Below are 15,160 nucleotides of genomic sequence, written 5' to 3'. Positions count from 1 at the left end.
TGCTGGTGATGGGTCGGAAAAGCCTAGGGTGCATGGTGGTCTGCCTGTTCGTGCACCACCAGCATGTCCTCGTCCATCTCTCCGTCGGGGAAAAAACAGGCGAAGCGCTGGTCGGGGGCGGGCAGCGGATGCGCCGCCAGTGCCTGGGCGGGCGCGGAGGGCGCCACAGGCTCCAGCGGCGGTTCGAGGGTCAGGCACTTCTCCTGCTTCACCGGCGGGAGTGCCGCGAAAACCGGGCAGCGGGTGGCAAAGTTGCAGCCCTTGGGTGCATCCAGGGGAGAGGGCAGGTCCCCTTGAAGGATAATGCGTTCGCGGGTCCGTTCCAGTTGCGGGTCCGGAACGGGGATGGCGGAGAGCAGGGCGCGGGTGTACGGGTGGCGGGGGTTGTCGAACACCCGGTCAACCTCGCCGATCTCCACGATCTTGCCCAGGTACATGACGGCCACCCGGTTGGAAATGTGCCGGACCACTGAGAGATCGTGGGCCACCAGGAGATAGCTGAGGCCCAGTTCGGCCCGGAGCCTGTCCAGTAGGTTGATGACCCCTGCCTGGACTGAAACATCCAGTGCGGACACGGGTTCGTCGAGGACCACCAGCTTGGGGTTCACGGCCAGGGCGCGGGCTATGCCGATCCGCTGGCGCTGTCCCCCCGAGAACTGGTTGGGGAAGCGGTTGACATGGTCCGGCTGCAGTCCCACCAGCTTCATCAGTTCCAGGATGCGCTTCTTGATGGCCTGCCGGTCCATGCCAGCGTTCTGAAGTGGCTCGGCGAGGACTTCGTAAACAGTGAAGCGGGGGTCCAGGGCGCCGGTGGGGTCCTGGAAGACCATCTGCAGTTCCCGGCGCATGGCGCTCTTCGTCCGCGAATCAGTGGCCTGCTTGTTGCTGATCCCGCCAATCAGCACTTCGCCGTCCTGGTCCTTGTGGAACTCCATAATTTCCAGGAGCGTGGTGGTCTTGCCGGAGCCCGATTCCCCCACGATGGAGAAGCACTCCCCCTCGCGGATGTCGAAGCTCAGGCCGTCCACGGCCTTGACGGTGCCGATGCGGCGCTTGAGCAAAGCACCCCTGGTGAGCGGGAAGTGCTTGCGGACGTCCTTGAGCTGCAGGACAGTGGAACGCTTCTCCCGCGGAACGGCATCAAAGCGGGATACCGGTACGGGCGGAGCGGCGAAAACGTCGTGGACATCCACGTCGCCGCCGAGGGAGCCGGACTTGATGCACGCGGCCCGGTGGAGGGCGCTCCCCGGCACCGGAGCCAGCGCCGGCTCGCCCGCCAGGCACGCGTCGGACACCAGCGGGCAGCGGGGCGCGAACGAGCAGCCCGTGGGAGTGCGGATCAGGTTGGGCGGCATGCCCTCAATGGGGACCAGCGAGGATTTCTCTGCAACGTCAACCCGGGGAACGGCGCCGAGGAGGCCCATGGTGTAGGGCATTCGGGGGTTGTAGTAGATATCGTCCACCGCGCCCGTCTCCACAGGCTTGCCGGCGTACATGACCATGATGTCGTCCGCCACGCCCGCAACCACGCCGAGGTCGTGCGTGATCATCACGACGGCGGCACCCGTCTCCTCCTGCGCGGTATGCAGCACCTCCAGCACCTGGGCCTGGATGGTGACGTCCAGCGCCGTCGTCGGCTCATCCGCGATCAGGACCCGCGGATTGTTGGCGATGGCGATGGCGATCATCACGCGCTGGCGCATGCCGCCGGAGAATTCGTGCGGAAAGGCCTTGAGGCGTTCCCTGGGGCTGGGGATCCCCACCATGGCCAGGAGTTCGACGGCGCGGGCTTCTTTGGCCTGCCTGCTCATGGTGGGGTTGTGGATGGTGAGCGCCTCCACGATCTGCGCTCCCACCGTGTACACCGGCGTCAGGGAGGACAGCGGGTCCTGGAAGACCATGGCCAGTTCATTGCCGCGGTATTCACACATGGCTTTATCGCTGAGGCCCAGCAGTTCCCTGCCCTTGAGCATCACAGAACCGGATACCTCGGCCGTGGACGGCAAAAGGCCCATGATGGCCAGCGAGGTGACGGATTTCCCTGACCCGGACTCACCCACAATGCCCAGCGTCTTTCCCGGCAGCAGGTCAAAGTCGACTCCGCGCACGGCGTGGACCACGCCGTTCTCGGTGCTGAAGCGGACGCTCAGGTCCCGGACGGACAGGACAGCATCCGATGGGGCGTGCAGGCCTGCCACGTGCAACCGCTCCACGTCCGGCTGGGTGTGGCCGGGCCCCGTGGTTATTTCGCTGCTCATGACGCGTTCCTCTTCACACGGGTTTTGAGGGCTTTGCGTTTTGTGGCGCTGCCGCTTGAGCTCGAGCTGGGGTCGAAGGCGTCGCGCAGTCCGTCATTCATCATGGCCAGGGAGCCGGTGAGGAGCAACATGACGGCCAACGGTACCCAGAACATCCACGGGAAGGTCTGCACCTGGGACGTGGCGCCGCCGATGAGAACCCCGAGACTGACATCCGGCACCTTGATGCCGATGCCGATGAAGGAAAAGGCCACCTCTGCGAGGATGGCGCCGGTGACGCCGCGGGTGATGTCCAGGACCAGGAGGGATCCGATATTGGGGACCAGGTGCCTCCAGACGATCCTGCGGGCCGGGATGCCCATGTACTGGGCTGCCTTGACGAAGTCCCGCTGCATCAGGGACATGGACAGTGAACGGATCAGCCTGGCCGTGCCCATCCAGCTGAAGACCAGCAGCACGATGATCAGCAGCAGCCAGGAGGGCAGGTCCCGCTTGAGCCCTTCCCCTCCGCCGCTGGTGGCCACAGCAACCACCAGGAGGGCCGGCATCATGATGAGCGCTTCAAGGATAAAGAGCATCACCTTGTCCACTTTGCCGCCGAAGTAGGCCATGGTGCACCCGTAGACAGCGGCCACGAGGACCGAAACCAGCCCCACGATCAGTCCGATCAGGATGGAGATCCTGGTGCCCTCCACCGTCATTGCGTAGAGGTCAATGCCCGCCTGGGACGTGCCGAGGTAATGCTCGGCCGACGGCGGCATGCCGATGTTGAAGGGGTCGATGGTTTCCTTGTCCCACGGCGTGAGATACCCGCCGATGAAGGAGAAAACGGTCAAGGCAAGGAAGATGGCCAGGCCCGCTACGGCCGTCCTGTTCCGCATGAAGCGGCGGAAAATGATGGTGTTCTTGCCGATGACGACGTCAGCACCCTCCAGGTGTGCGTCCTGGGCGACGGCGGCAGGGTCGACGGCGTTGAGGTTGGTCACGGTTACTGCACCCGCACTCTCGGGTCAACAAGGGTTGTGGCGAAGTCCGCCAGGATGGCGCCGAGGGCAAAAATGACCGAACCGTAGGCCAGCGTGGCGGTGGCGGCGTTGACGTCCTGCAGCGAGATGGCGTCGATGCTCCACGACCCCACGCCGGGCCACGCGAAGATCTTCTCCGCGAAGAAACCGCCGGCGAAGATGGCCGGGATAGTGAAGGCGATGCTCTGGGCCACCGGAATGAACGAGACACGCAGTGCATGCCGGGAAATTGCCTGGTTCCGGGTAAGCCCTTTTGCCCTGGCCGTCCGGACAAAATCGGCATTGACGTTGTCGAGGAGGTACTGGCGCTGGGCGATTTGGTATGAGCCCCAACCCACGAGGGTGATCGCGACGGTGGGAACCGCGTAATGCGCCAGCATGTCCACGAACTGGGCCCAGCCCGGTTGGATACCCGGTGTGGAGATGCCGGTGACGAAGAAGATCCGCTCCCCCACGGTCTCGTTGATGCTGATGGCGCCCAACTGCACCAGGAAGTAGGCGATCGGCGCCGGCACGATGTAGGCGAGGTAGCTGTACGAAGTGATGGCCCGGTCCTGGAACTTGTACTGGCGTGCGGCGGAGTAGACGCCCAGTGCAACCCCGATGACGAGGGTCAGGATGATCGAGGCAAGGAAGAGCCTGGTGGAAATCCAGACGCGGTCGCCGAATTCAGCGTTGATGTAGGCACCGTTGGGGCTGCGGCCCCAGTCCCAGCGCGTGACGATCGCGGTAAGCCATTCGACATACCGTTCCCAGGGGCTGAGGTCCGGGTCGAGGCCCTTCAGGCGCATGGAGTTGGCCACCTGCTCCGGAGTGGGGCGGGGAATCCGCTCCTGTTCCAGCAGAGCCGGCTTCAGGGAGCTGACAGCCAGAAAGTATCCGGCCGAGGTGGTCAGGAAAATCATGAAAATATATGTAATGCCGCGCTTGGCGAGATACCTGAGCATGGAGGGTTATTTCCGTTTCGCCGCCACATGCCGGGGGGAGGGAAACTGCGCGCTGCATTGGTGCGTCGGGGTGTTGCGCATATCAACGATCAACGTGCTGGATCCTTCCGTTATCCCCGGATCAGCGGGGGTTGGGCCGCTTCACCGGGTCCTCTGCCAGCGGATGGCTGGCTTCCCACGGCCTTGGCAGGCGATCCGGGTGAACTATGTCGGGGGTCACACTCCCGAGGAAACTATCACAAGGAGCACCTGAATCTGCGGGTGAATGCCCGGAAAACCCGGCGGCCGTATCAGATCGTTATGAATAGTTCTGTGAAGTTGATTTGACTGGACGTACGGTAGCGGCTGCCGTAACCTACGCGCCGCGGACAACCCGCGTGACAAGATCCGTCCAGGACGCAACCAGCCGGTCAACCGTCACGCCGTAAACCCGGACCAGCCTCAACAGCCGCGCCGGGTCCAGGGTGGATGCCAGGGAGCCGGCCATGAGCCAGGGCTCCGGCTCGAAACCCTCCTCCCGCAGCAGGACCTCAATGTGCCGTTGCCAGAGAGCAGCAGCGGGAACTTCGGCCAGCCCACGGGAAGCACTGTCAGCGGCAAGGGCGAGGTCCCCATACTCCATCACATAGCCGATGCGACCGGCGCCGAAGGCAATGAGGCGCTCCAGGCCCGGTGCGCCTGGCCCGAGAGGCGGCGGTCCGAACATGAAGCGGGCCTGGAACTCAGCTTCCGATTCGCTAAGGAGCGTCTGCATCAGCCCTGCGCGGCTGCCAAAACGGCGGAAGACGGTGCCCTTGCCCACTCCCGCCTGCTCGGCCAACCGATCCATCGTCAGGCCTTCTGCCCCACATTCACTGATCAGTTCACGGGCGGCGGACAGCAGGCGCTCACGGTTCCGCAGGGCGTCACGGCGTTCCGCCCCAAGCCGCTGCGCCGATCCCGGCCCCGGTGGGATTAAGCTCACATCCCCCAGTCTAGCCCTCGGGAATAAGAAGCGGACCACAGTCCGTTTACACTGGTGAAGGCAGCAGTTGCCTCAGCTTTCGAACCCGCCGCGGCTCCTGCCCCGGACCAACACAAGGAGTTCCCATGACCAAGAGCACTGTCCTCACCCTCGTCGGCAGCCTCCGGGCAGAATCCACCAACCAAAAGCTGGCCGAAGCAATCCAGCTCAATGCACCCGATCAGGTGGACGTGGTCATCCACGAAAGCCTCGGCAGCATTCCCTTCTACAACGAGGACATCGACGTCGAAGGCCAGGTTCCGCCCGCCGCCGCCGCCCTGCGCGCCGCGGCAAGTGAGGCTGATACCGTCCTGCTGGTCACCCCGGAGCACAACGGCACCGTCCCCGCAGCACTGAAGAATGCCATCGACTGGCTGTCCCGCCCCTTCGGCGCCGGAGCCCTCGCCGGAAAGCCGACGGCCGTCGTCGGAACCGCTTTTGGCCAGTACGGCGGCGTCTGGGCGCAGGACGAGGCCCGCAAGGCCGCAGGTATCGCCGGCGCCCAGGTCCTGGAGGACGTCAAGCTGGCCGTTCCGGGCTCCATGGTGCGCTTTGCCGAAATCCACCCCAAGGACGACGCTGAGGTCGTGGAGCAGATCAAGGACGTGTTCGACGCCCTCGCCGCCTCCCAGCCGGCGGCATAGCCACCGCAGTCCCTGGCGTCAGTGCCCCGGCGCCCAAGGTGCGTCGGGGCACTGCCGTCTGTCCGGCCGCCCCCCTTGGTTCTGGCTGCGCGGTCCGATCGTTGCTAGCGTGACGGAATGAACCCCTCGAAGGCGCCGGCAGAGATCCTGGACATATCGGGAGCAGAGGTACGCATCTCCAGTCCGGACAAGGTGCTGTTCCCGGGGCCGGGGATTACGAAGCTGGACCTGGTGCGCTACTACCTGTCGGTGGCGGACGGCGCGCTGCGCGGCGCGGGCGGCCGGCCTATGGTGCTCAAGCGTTTTCCGAAAGGCATCGACGCCGAACCGTTCTTCCAGAAACGGGTCCCGGAGAACCATCCGGAGTTCATCGATACGGCCACTCTCCACTATGCGTCCGGGACTTCTGCTGAAGAGGCGGTGATCCGGAATGCCGCAGGACTTGCATGGGTTGTGAACCTCGGCTGCCTGGACCTCAACCCCCACCCAGTACGTGCGGAGGACCTTGAGCACCCGGACGAGCTTCGGGTTGACCTTGATCCGATGCCGGGGGTGGACTGGTCCCAGATCGTGGACGTCGCCTATGTTGCACGGGAAGTCCTGGATGAGGTGGGGCTGATGGGCTGGGCGAAGACCAGCGGCTCACGGGGACTCCACATCCTGGTGCGCATCGCACCCCGGTGGTCCTTCCGTGATGTGCGGCTCGCGGCCGAAACCCTTGCCCGGGAGGTGGAAAACCGCGCTCCGGGTCTGGCCACAGCACGGTGGTGGAAGGAGGAACGCGGCGAAAGCGTGTTTGTCGACTTCAACCAGAACGCCAAGGACCGCACAGTGGCGTCCGCGTACTCGGTCCGCCCCCTTCCCGATGCCCGCGTGTCCACACCGCTCACGTGGGACGAGGTGCGTTCTGCCCGCCCGGAGGAGTTCACCGTGCGCACTGTGCCCGGGCGGTTCGCTGACATGGGCGACCCCCACGAGGGGATTGACGACGCGGCCGGCACCTTGGAAGGGCTGCTGGCGCTGGCAGCCGAACTCGGCCCCGCCGAGAAAGCTCCCCGCGGGGGCGATGGGTCGGGCCGCCGCCAGTCCGTGATGCCGCTAATCGAGGTGGCCCGCACCAAGACCAAACCCGAGGCGCTGGCCGCCCTGGATGAATGGAAGTCCCGGCACGCGGACCTCGTCCCGGCCCTGCACCCCGCCGACGTCCTGGTGGACGGAATGCGCGGATCAAGCTCGCTCTGGTACCGGGTCCGCGTGAACCTGCAGCACGTCCCGGAGCCGGACCGCCCGCCGCAGGAGGAACTGATCGCCGACTATGACCCGTGGGCTGGCAGGGAGTGGCCGGGGCAACCGGCGTCCTGACGTCCCCCGCGCACGGGTCCCCGCCGTGACCAACTCTTGTCCCAACCGGTATTGTCCCGGCATTCCCGCCCAGTGGCGTCGGCCGTAACGTTAATCCACCGGACCGGAACAGAATTGCGGTGCAGGCATGCGCGCAGGGTTGAGTTCAGAAAGAGGCAGTGCAGCGCTGCGGACGGCGGTGGCAGCCAGCCTGGTGCTTCCGTTGTGCCTGGGCGGGTGTTCGATCCAGGACCTCCGCGGATCAGCACCGGCTTCTTCCGCTCCCATGGCCATCACGGGAAGTACGCCGGCCGCCGTGCCGCCGTCCCCGACCCCGATACCGCAGCCTCAGGACGCAGCCCCGCCTGGAACCTCTGCTCCACCGCCCCCGCCCACGGGAGCGGGAAATCGCGGTAACCCCGACGATGCGGACGCTCACGGCACAAGCACTCCCGCCCCAAGCGGGGAAGGGGGCTCCCTCCCGGCTACCGGGCCGTCCCCCTCCGGCCCGGCGCCACAGCCGCCAGCAGCTGGCAGCCCCGGCACCGGAACCGGCGACAGGATCGCGGCGGCCTCGGTAACGGCCTACTACGTGTTGGTGGACGACGGCGGCATGCACGGTGTGCGGTTTGGCTGCAATGACAGCCTGGTGGGATTCGCCCAGGAGAGCAGGGCGGGTGAAGAGCCACTTGCGGCAGCCATGGCGGCACTGCTCGACGCACCACAGGAAGCGGTTCTCTCATCAGGCGGTGCCGCTGCCTACAACGCCTTGTCCGGTTCACGGCTGAAGTTCCTCTCCGGGAGCTTCGACGGCACCACGGTGACGGTATACCTGGCTGGCGTCATGAGGCCCGGAGGCACGTGCGATATTCCCCGGATGGAAGCCCAGCTGACCCAGACAGCCCTGGCTGCAGTCGGCGCCATCCGCGCAGAAATCTACGTCAACGGGCGCACCCTGACAGAAGCGATGACGCTGGGGTAGTTAGAGGCAAAAGGCACTTCCGCCGGCCTTTGTACCTCGAAGATAAACAGCTGTTGCTTTAAAGACAACTCTTCGCTGTATCCTGATGATGTGAGCCACGAGACACTCGACGCCGCAGCAGGGACGCTGCCGGCCGAAGCCATTGACGCCATCGAGCGGGCGGCTACTTCCGCCCACCGCCACGACGAGCTGTTCTCGGAACGCGCCGCGAACATCCGCCAATCAGCGGTGCGGGATGTCTTTGACATCTCCATGCGCCCGGGGCTCGTCTCGCTGGCGGGCGGAAGCCCCTACCTGCAGTCCCTCCCGCTGGACCGGCTTGCCGCCACCGCGGCCAGGATCATCACCGAGGACGGGCTCACTGCGCTGCAGTACAGCAGCGGCCAAGGCTCGGAAGAGCTGCGGAAGCAGATCTGTGAAGTGATGGCCGCGGAAGGCATCCAGGATGCCCTGCCCCAGAACGTGGTGATCACCGCCGGTTCGCAGTCCGCCCAGGACGTGGCCACCAAGGTCTTCTGCAACCCGGGCGATGTGGTGCTGGTCGAAGATCCAACCTACGTAGGGGCGCTGAACACGTTCGAGGCCTACCAGGTGCAGGTTGAAACTGTTGAGATGGACCAGTCGGGTCTGGTTCCCGAGCTCCTGGAGGCAAAGATCGCAGCCCTCCAGCTGGCCGGCAAAAGCATCAAGTTTCTGTACACGATTCCCAACTTCAACAACCCCTCCGGAATAACCCTCGCCAAGGACCGGCGCCAGCAGGTGGTGGAGATATGCCGCAAGGCGAATATCCTGGTGGTCGAGGACAACCCTTATGGACTGCTCCGGTACAGCGGGGAGCCCCTTCAGCCGCTTCGGGCCGACAACCCCGGCGACGTGATCTACATGGGATCCTTTTCCAAGATCTTTGCGCCAGGGCTGCGCATCGGCTGGGCCCTGGTCCCGGAACACCTGCAGCGCCGCTACTACCTGGCAGCGGAATCCGTTACCCTGTGTCCGCCGGCGTTCAACCAGATGCTCATCTCTGCATATCTGCGTGAGTACGACTGGAAAGGCCAGATCGAGACGTACCGCGGCCTGTACGCCGAGCGGTGTAAGGCCATGCTGACAGCCCTGGCGGAACATATGCCGGCTGGGACCACGTGGACCAGCCCGGAAGGCGGCTTTTTCGTCTGGGTGACGCTCCCGGAAGGTGTGGACACGTATCCCCTTCTGCACAAGGCGATTGAGGCCGGTGTGGTGTTTATTCCGGGAGCCGCCTTCACGCCGTCGGACGAGCCGTCCAACAAGCTGCGCCTTGCCTTCAGCGCGGTGCCGCCCGAGGCCATCGCCGAAGGGGTCCGCCGCCTGGCGCCGGTGCTTCAGGAAGCCATCGCCGCACTGTAGCCTAAGCCTGACCAGCGCCATAAAACCAAGCAAAGGAGTACGCATGAGCGGAACGGTACTTGTCGGCGTGGACGGCAGCGCAACGGCGAAGAAGGCAGCCGAGGCGGCGCGGGACCTCGCGGCCGCCCTGGGCGCTTCCCTCCACGTGGTGTCGGCCTTCGACAGCGACCGCACGGAAGTCTTCGGCAGCGGCAGCGATCAGTGGATCGTGTCCGACGCCGATGCCGCCGAGCATGTCGCCAAGACGGTTGCGGAATCGCTGGGCAGGGACATCAAAATCACCTATTCCGCCGCCCGCGGCAGGCCGGCGGACGCGCTGATCAAGGAAGCGCTGCGGACGGAAGCCCGGATCATCGTGGTGGGAAACCGCAGGATGCACGGCATCGGCAAGGTGCTTGGCAGCGTCGCCAACAGTGTTGCCCACAATGCTCCTTGCGACGTTTACATCGCGAACACCTACGACGCCGACTAGCAGTTACCGCGGACAGTCCGCCTGGTGGCGCACGTCGCTGCGGGGGGTGTCTCTTCTCACGGCCTTACCAGGGTTCCCGCCGTGCGCACGAAGATAAAATCGAATACGGCCCCAACGGCGCGGACACTCAGCATCCACCACCATCAAGGGGCCCCGTTGATTACTCTCCAGCGCCGCCAGCTCGCAGGCCACGACATCCTCCTGGCCCGCCACGGCAACCATATCTGCTCCATGCGGGTTGATCGCGACAATAACCGGGTAGTGGCCCTGCTGGACGATGGGAGCGTCGACAGCGCGCCCAACCTCATCGCACCCGGCATCAAGCTTCCCGAGACCGTGGGAAGCGTACTGCGGGAGGACTGGAAGCTCCTGACGGCCTGGGCCGGCATGGCAACGGCGATGGGCGTGCTTATGGCGGGGGCCGCAGTGGTTTTGGGCACTACCGCTGACCCGGCCATCCTGGAGATGCTGACAGCCAACCCGTACGCAGCGTTCTAGAGCGGGAAGACGCAGCTTTACAGCGGCCCGGGCGCCTCCGGCCTAAACCACCATCCAGCCCTGCAGCACCCACCAGATCCCCGCCATGACGGTGCCGCCAAAGAGCGAGCCCGCGACCACCTGGGCTACCGAATGCGCACGCAGCACCACGCGTGACCAGCCAACAGCGGGTATCAGCAGCAGTAACGGAAACCAGGCCGGCCCGAGCATGAGGACAGTGATTGCCGTTGATGAGGACATCGCGGCAGCATGCCCGCTGATCTTCCAGAACGGGCTCACCCCCGCTACGACCACCACTCCCGCCACCACGGCAAGCACCATGGCCACCACACTCTCCGGCGCTCCCGCCGCCCCTAGCACCACGAGGCCGGCCAGGATGGAGGCAAGCGCCATCAGCAGCACGGGAGCGCGTTGTCCCTTGTTGCTGACATGGTGGTCAGTCACTCTTCCGAGCCGCACCAGCACGAGCAGCAGGAACAGCGGAAGCACGCACACGAACAGGGCCGCCAGCGCACCGTAGCCCATGGTTCCCGGGAAGCCCGGCTGCGTCAGGGGGCTGATCAGCAGCTGGATGCTTACCACCACAGGAGGCTGGAACACTTCAGTCAGCCACCTGGCGGTCCTGTTCTTCACCCTGATGCTGCTGCTGTTGGTCGTCACATCCAGTCCACCCCGAGCCCCCGTCCTAGTCGAGGAGGAGCGCAGGCTCCTCTAGGATGGCCGCGACGTCGGCCATGAAGCGGGCGGACAGGTCACCGTCCACCACGCGGTGGTCGAAGGAGCCGCCGAGGGTGGTGATCCACCGCGGGATTACTTCCCCGTCCAGGACCCACGGCTTCTGCTTGATGGTGCCGAATGCAACGATGGCAACCTCACCGGGATTGATGATGGGGGTGCCGGTATCAATGCCCAAGGCACCGATATTGGTGATGGTCAGCGTGCCGCCCTGCATTTCAGCCGGCTGGGTCTTGCCGGCGCGGGCGGTTACGGCCAGGTTGTTGAGGGCCTGGGCCAGCTCCTTCAGCGACAGGTCCTGGGCGTTCTTGATGTTGGGCACCATCAGGCCACGCGGCGTAGCTGCGGCGATACCAAGGTTCATGTAGTGCTTGACATGGATCTCCGCGCCGTCGGTTCCGTCCGCATTGTCCACCCACGTGGCATTGACGCTGGGGTTCCGGGCAGCGGCCCAAATCACGGCCTTGGCCAGGATGAGCAGCGGTGACACCTTGATGCCTTCAAAGTCACGCGACGCCTTAAGCCGCTTGACAAACTCCATGGTGCGGCTGGCATCCACATCCACGAAGATGCTCACGTGCGGCGCTGAAAACGCGGACTCCACCATCGCCTTCGCCGTGGCCCTGCGGACACCCTTGACGGGAATCCGCTCAATCCGCTGGTCCTGCGGCTTGCCCGCCTTGCCCCAGAAGCCGTCCGCCTTGTCCAGTTCCGCGTCCCGCTGCGCCTGGTAGCTGACCAGGTCCTCCCGCGTTACCTCACCGCGGAGTCCGGTGGCCACCACGTCCGCTAGGTCGATGCCCAGGTCCCGGGCAATCTTGCGGACCGGAGGCTTGGCCAGGACGCGGTTTACCAGCCCTGTGATGGTGCCGCCAAAGGTGGGGCGGTTGTCCAGCGGGGCCGCGCTTGCGGTTTGCGCGGGGGTCTCGTCGCCCGCCGGCATCCCCGGTGCTGCAGACACTTCCGCCGGCGTCCGGGGCTGGACAGGCTCCACCTCGGGGGCGTTGACGGACAGGTTGCCCGCAGCGCCGCCGGTGGTTGATTCCCTCGAAATCCGCGGCCGCCGCTTAACGGCGTCTGCCTTGGGACCCGAGCCCACCAGCGGGCCGCCGGGTAGGGAACTTTCCGTAGCCGAGGCACCGTCTGTTGTGTCGCCGTCGGCCGCCGGAAGCCTTCCGTACAGCGGCTGCACGGGAGTCTCAGGAGCGCGGGCGTCCGGCGGCGTGGTGTCGCCGGCTACGTCATCGCTCACGCTGATGATGGCGGTCCCGACGTCGATGGTCACCCCTTCCGGCACCAGAAGTTCCACGACGGTCCCCGCGAACGGGGAAGGCAGTTCCACGAGGGATTTGGCCGTTTCGATCTCGCACAGGACATCATTGACGGCGACGGCGTCGCCGGGCTTGACCTTCCAGGAGATAATTTCCGCCTCGGTCAGGCCCTCGCCCACATCGGGCAGGTTGAACTTGTTCAGAGTCATGGTGTCCTCGGTTGGGAAAGCCTCAGTAGGAAAGGGAGCGGTCCAGGGCCTCAAGGATGCGGTCAATGTCCGGAAGGTAGTCTTCCTCCACCTTGGCCACCGGGTAAGGCATATGGAATCCGCCCACGCGGATCACCGGCGCTTCGAGGGAATGGAAGGCCCGCTCGCTGATCCGGGCCGCAATCTCGCCGCCGATCCCGCCAAACGTCGGGGCCTCGTGGGCCACGATTAAACGTCCTGTCTTCTGTACAGAGGCGGTGACGGTGTCGAAGTCCAGGGGCGAGATGGACCGCAGGTCGATGACTTCCACGCTGCGGCCGTCCTCTTCCGCGGCGTTGGCGGCCGCCAGGGCAACGGGGACCAGGGGGCCGTAGGCCACAACGGTTGCGTCGGTTCCGCTGCGAAGGATATGGGCCTTAAAGGGATCATCTGCGACGCCCGGGGCAGTGACATCCACTTCACCCTTGAGCCAGTAGCGGCGCTTGGGTTCGAAGATGATCACCGGGTCCTGGCAGTCCACGGCCTGCTGCACCATCCAGTAGGCGTCGTGGGCGTTGGACGGGGTGATGATGCGGAGTCCCGCAGTGTGGGCGAAGAGTGCCTCAGGTGATTCCGAGTGGTGCTCCACGGAACCGATGCCGCCACCGTAGGGGATGCGGATGACCACCGGGACCGTCAGGTTGCCGTTGCTGCGGGCGTGCATTTTTGCCAACTGCGTCGTGATCTGGTTGAAGCCGGGGAAGACAAACCCGTCGAACTGGATTTCGCAGACCGGGCGGTATCCGCGCAGCGCCAGGCCAATGGCGGTGCCGATGATCCCCGATTCCGCCAGCGGCGTGTCCACCACCCTGTCCGGGCCGAACTCCCCGATCAGCCCGTCCGTCACCCGGTAGACGCCCCCCAGCGGACCGATGTCCTCACCCATCAGGAGGGATTTTGGGTTGCGGCCAAGCGTGGCCCGGAGGCCTTCGTTGATGGCCTTGGCAATGGTCATGGTAGTCATCAGTGGCCCGCCTTTCCTGCCTGGCCAGCCGGCTCTTCGCCGCCGGCGAATCCTGCGCTGTACTCCTCGAACCACGCCAGCTCCTCGGCAACCAGCGGGTGCGCTTCCGCGTAGGTGTTGGCGAAGGCTGAGCGGATGTCCGGGGTCTCGAGGTCATGCGTGGTGCGCCGGACGTAGGCGGCGAGTTCATCGCCGTCGGACTTCACCTTCGCGAAGAACCCGTCGTCTGCCAGGCCTTCGGAGCGCAGGTACTTCTCGAGGCGCAGCAGCGGGTCTTTGGCCCGCCAGGCGTCCTCTTCCGCTGACTGGCGGTACTTGGTGGGATCGTCCGCGGTGGTGTGGGCACCAACGCGGTAGGTGAAGGCCTCGATCAGGACCGGGCCCTTGCCCTGGCGGGCGTGTTCCAGCGCCCATTCGGTAACGGCATGCACGGCAATGACATCATTGCCGTCAACGCGGATACCGGGGAAGCCGTACCCCTTGGCCCGGTTGGACAGCGGTACGCGGGTCTGGACGTTGGTGGGCACCGAAATGGCCCAGTGGTTGTTCTGGCAGAAGAACACCACCGGGGCGTTGTAGGAGGAGGCGAACACCATGGACTCGTGGACGTCGCCCTCGGAGCTGGCGCCGTCACCAAAGTATGCGATGACGGCGGCTTCCTTGCCTGCGCTTTCCTTGCCTTGCCCGGGCGCTTCCGCGGCTGCCAGCTTCTGGTCACGCTGGATGCCCATGGCGTAGCCGACAGCGTGGAGCGTCTGGGCAGCGAGGACCAGGGTGTAAAGGTGGAAGTTGGTGTCCTGGGGGTTCCAGCCCCCGTTCGACACTCCGCGGAACTGGCGGAGGAGTTCGGCAAGGTCCACGTTGCGGGTCAATGCGACGCCGTGCTCGCGGTAGGTGGGGAAGATGTAGTCCTGCGGCTGGCTTGCCCGGCCGGAGCCGATCTGCGCGGCTTCCTGGCCGGTCAGCGGCACCCAGAGCGCGAGCTGGCCCTGGCGCTGCAGTGCCGTGGCTTCGATATCAAACCGGCGGATTGCGGCCATATCCGCGTACAGGCCGCGGAGCGCTTCCGCTGTAAGTTTCTCCGCATACTCGGTAAAAACGGGATCAAAACCGAGCTTCCCGTCCGGGCCCAGGAGTTGGACCATCTGCGCCGGGGGCTGGCCCATGACCGCCTCGGCATCAGCCTCGCGCTGGTCGTCTACCGCTGTTCCGTCGAACTCGGTGGAAGGCAGATGTGTACCCATACCGTCTCCTTGCTTGCCGCATGCGGATGCAGTGCAAATGTCGCTGGGATATATGCCCTAAAAGGAATGGATTCCCGGCGCGGCATATATATTGCTGTACTGATCCTAACTTTATCTTCAGTAGGTAGCGGGCGAGCTACTTGTT

General features: G+C 65.1%; 14 protein-coding genes. 6 read left to right on the top strand and 8 right to left on the bottom strand.

Annotated features, from left to right (window positions below; all coding sequences use genetic code 11):
- Positions 1 to 23: 23 nt before the first annotated feature.
- From FDW81_RS07890 to FDW81_RS07875, 4 genes are all read right to left on the bottom strand, one after another.
- Entirely contained in the window at positions 24 to 2,258 is a 2,235-nt protein-coding gene (locus FDW81_RS07890) for an ABC transporter ATP-binding protein (protein WP_138133638.1), read from the bottom strand.
- Positions 2,255 to 3,244 (bottom strand): ABC transporter permease, encoded by a 990-nt coding sequence (locus tag FDW81_RS07885; RefSeq protein WP_171027138.1) that lies wholly within the window; start codon positions 3,242 to 3,244, stop codon positions 2,255 to 2,257. Before FDW81_RS07885 ends, FDW81_RS07890 begins: the two co-directional genes overlap by 4 nt.
- A 2-nt stretch (positions 3,245 to 3,246) precedes the next feature.
- Positions 3,247 to 4,230, bottom strand: a complete 984-nt coding sequence (locus FDW81_RS07880) for an ABC transporter permease (protein ID WP_138133637.1) — start codon at positions 4,228 to 4,230, stop codon at positions 3,247 to 3,249.
- A gap of 355 nt (positions 4,231 to 4,585) precedes the next feature.
- A complete protein-coding gene (locus tag FDW81_RS07875; protein WP_138133636.1) occupies positions 4,586 to 5,194 on the bottom strand; it encodes a TetR/AcrR family transcriptional regulator in 609 nt (202 codons plus the stop codon).
- Between the two features lie 125 nt (positions 5,195 to 5,319).
- Here FDW81_RS07875 and FDW81_RS07870 point away from each other — a divergent pair, with 125 nt between their 5' ends.
- The 6 genes from FDW81_RS07870 to FDW81_RS07845 all read left to right on the top strand — a co-directional run bounded on the left by FDW81_RS07870 (position 5,320) and on the right by FDW81_RS07845 (position 10,553).
- Positions 5,320 to 5,877, top strand: a complete 558-nt coding sequence (locus FDW81_RS07870; RefSeq protein ID WP_138133635.1) for an NAD(P)H-dependent oxidoreductase — start codon at positions 5,320 to 5,322, stop codon at positions 5,875 to 5,877.
- Between the two features lie 117 nt (positions 5,878 to 5,994).
- Positions 5,995 to 7,239 (top strand): non-homologous end-joining DNA ligase, encoded by a 1,245-nt coding sequence (gene ligD / locus FDW81_RS07865; protein WP_138133634.1) that lies wholly within the window; start codon positions 5,995 to 5,997, stop codon positions 7,237 to 7,239.
- A 571-nt stretch (positions 7,240 to 7,810) separates the two neighbouring features.
- Positions 7,811 to 8,200 (top strand): hypothetical protein, encoded by a 390-nt coding sequence (locus tag FDW81_RS07860; RefSeq protein WP_240720053.1) that lies wholly within the window; start codon positions 7,811 to 7,813, stop codon positions 8,198 to 8,200.
- Between the two features lie 90 nt (positions 8,201 to 8,290).
- Positions 8,291 to 9,583 carry a PLP-dependent aminotransferase family protein gene (locus tag FDW81_RS07855; protein WP_138133633.1) on the top strand — a complete coding sequence of 431 codons (1,293 nt, stop codon included), beginning with the start codon at positions 8,291 to 8,293 and terminating at the stop codon, positions 9,581 to 9,583.
- 43 nt (positions 9,584 to 9,626) lie between these two features.
- The gene (locus tag FDW81_RS07850; RefSeq protein ID WP_138133632.1) at positions 9,627 to 10,055 is read left to right on the top strand and encodes a universal stress protein; all 429 of its coding nucleotides are present in this window, start codon (positions 9,627 to 9,629) and stop codon (positions 10,053 to 10,055) included.
- Between the two features lie 156 nt (positions 10,056 to 10,211).
- Positions 10,212 to 10,553, top strand: coding sequence for a hypothetical protein (locus FDW81_RS07845; protein ID WP_138133631.1), 342 nt, complete (start codon positions 10,212 to 10,214; stop codon positions 10,551 to 10,553).
- Between the two features lie 42 nt (positions 10,554 to 10,595).
- Here FDW81_RS07845 and FDW81_RS07840 read toward each other — a convergent pair whose 3' ends face one another.
- From FDW81_RS07840 to pdhA, 4 genes are read right to left on the bottom strand one after another with little or no spacing between them, the layout of a single operon-like run.
- On the bottom strand, positions 10,596 to 11,213 hold the full coding sequence (locus FDW81_RS07840; RefSeq protein ID WP_138133630.1) for a phosphatase PAP2 family protein: 618 nt from the start codon (positions 11,211 to 11,213) through the stop codon (positions 10,596 to 10,598).
- A gap of 25 nt (positions 11,214 to 11,238) precedes the next feature.
- Positions 11,239 to 12,768, bottom strand: coding sequence for a dihydrolipoamide acetyltransferase family protein (locus FDW81_RS07835; RefSeq protein WP_138133629.1), 1,530 nt, complete (start codon positions 12,766 to 12,768; stop codon positions 11,239 to 11,241).
- 22 nt (positions 12,769 to 12,790) lie between these two features.
- Entirely contained in the window at positions 12,791 to 13,771 is a 981-nt protein-coding gene (locus FDW81_RS07830) for an alpha-ketoacid dehydrogenase subunit beta (RefSeq protein ID WP_138133628.1), read from the bottom strand.
- Positions 13,771 to 15,015 (bottom strand): pyruvate dehydrogenase (acetyl-transferring) E1 component subunit alpha, encoded by a 1,245-nt coding sequence (pdhA, locus tag FDW81_RS07825; protein ID WP_138133627.1) that lies wholly within the window; start codon positions 15,013 to 15,015, stop codon positions 13,771 to 13,773. Before pdhA ends, FDW81_RS07830 begins: the two co-directional genes overlap by 1 nt.
- Positions 15,016 to 15,160 lie beyond the last annotated feature (145 nt).

It is taken from the genome of Pseudarthrobacter sp. NamB4 (genome assembly GCF_005796185.1).
Taxonomy (GTDB): Bacteria; Actinomycetota; Actinomycetes; order Actinomycetales; family Micrococcaceae; genus Arthrobacter.
Note: the sequence above shows the minus strand (reverse complement) of the source record. Positions and strands in the feature narration are given on the sequence as shown.

Coding starts and splice junctions, on each gene's coding strand:
- FDW81_RS07850 (WP_138133632.1), top strand. CDS start 9,627: ATGAGCGGAACGGTACTTGTCGGCGTGGACGGCAGCGCAACGGCGAAG.
- FDW81_RS07830 (WP_138133628.1), bottom strand. CDS start 13,771: ATGACTACCATGACCATTGCCAAGGCCATCAACGAAGGCCTCCGGGCC.
- ligD (WP_138133634.1), top strand. CDS start 5,995: ATGAACCCCTCGAAGGCGCCGGCAGAGATCCTGGACATATCGGGAGCA.
- FDW81_RS07890 (WP_138133638.1), bottom strand. CDS start 2,258: ATGAGCAGCGAAATAACCACGGGGCCCGGCCACACCCAGCCGGACGTG.
- FDW81_RS07870 (WP_138133635.1), top strand. CDS start 5,320: ATGACCAAGAGCACTGTCCTCACCCTCGTCGGCAGCCTCCGGGCAGAA.
- FDW81_RS07835 (WP_138133629.1), bottom strand. CDS start 12,768: ATGACTCTGAACAAGTTCAACCTGCCCGATGTGGGCGAGGGCCTGACC.
- FDW81_RS07880 (WP_138133637.1), bottom strand. CDS start 4,230: ATGCTCAGGTATCTCGCCAAGCGCGGCATTACATATATTTTCATGATT.
- pdhA (WP_138133627.1), bottom strand. CDS start 15,015: ATGGGTACACATCTGCCTTCCACCGAGTTCGACGGAACAGCGGTAGAC.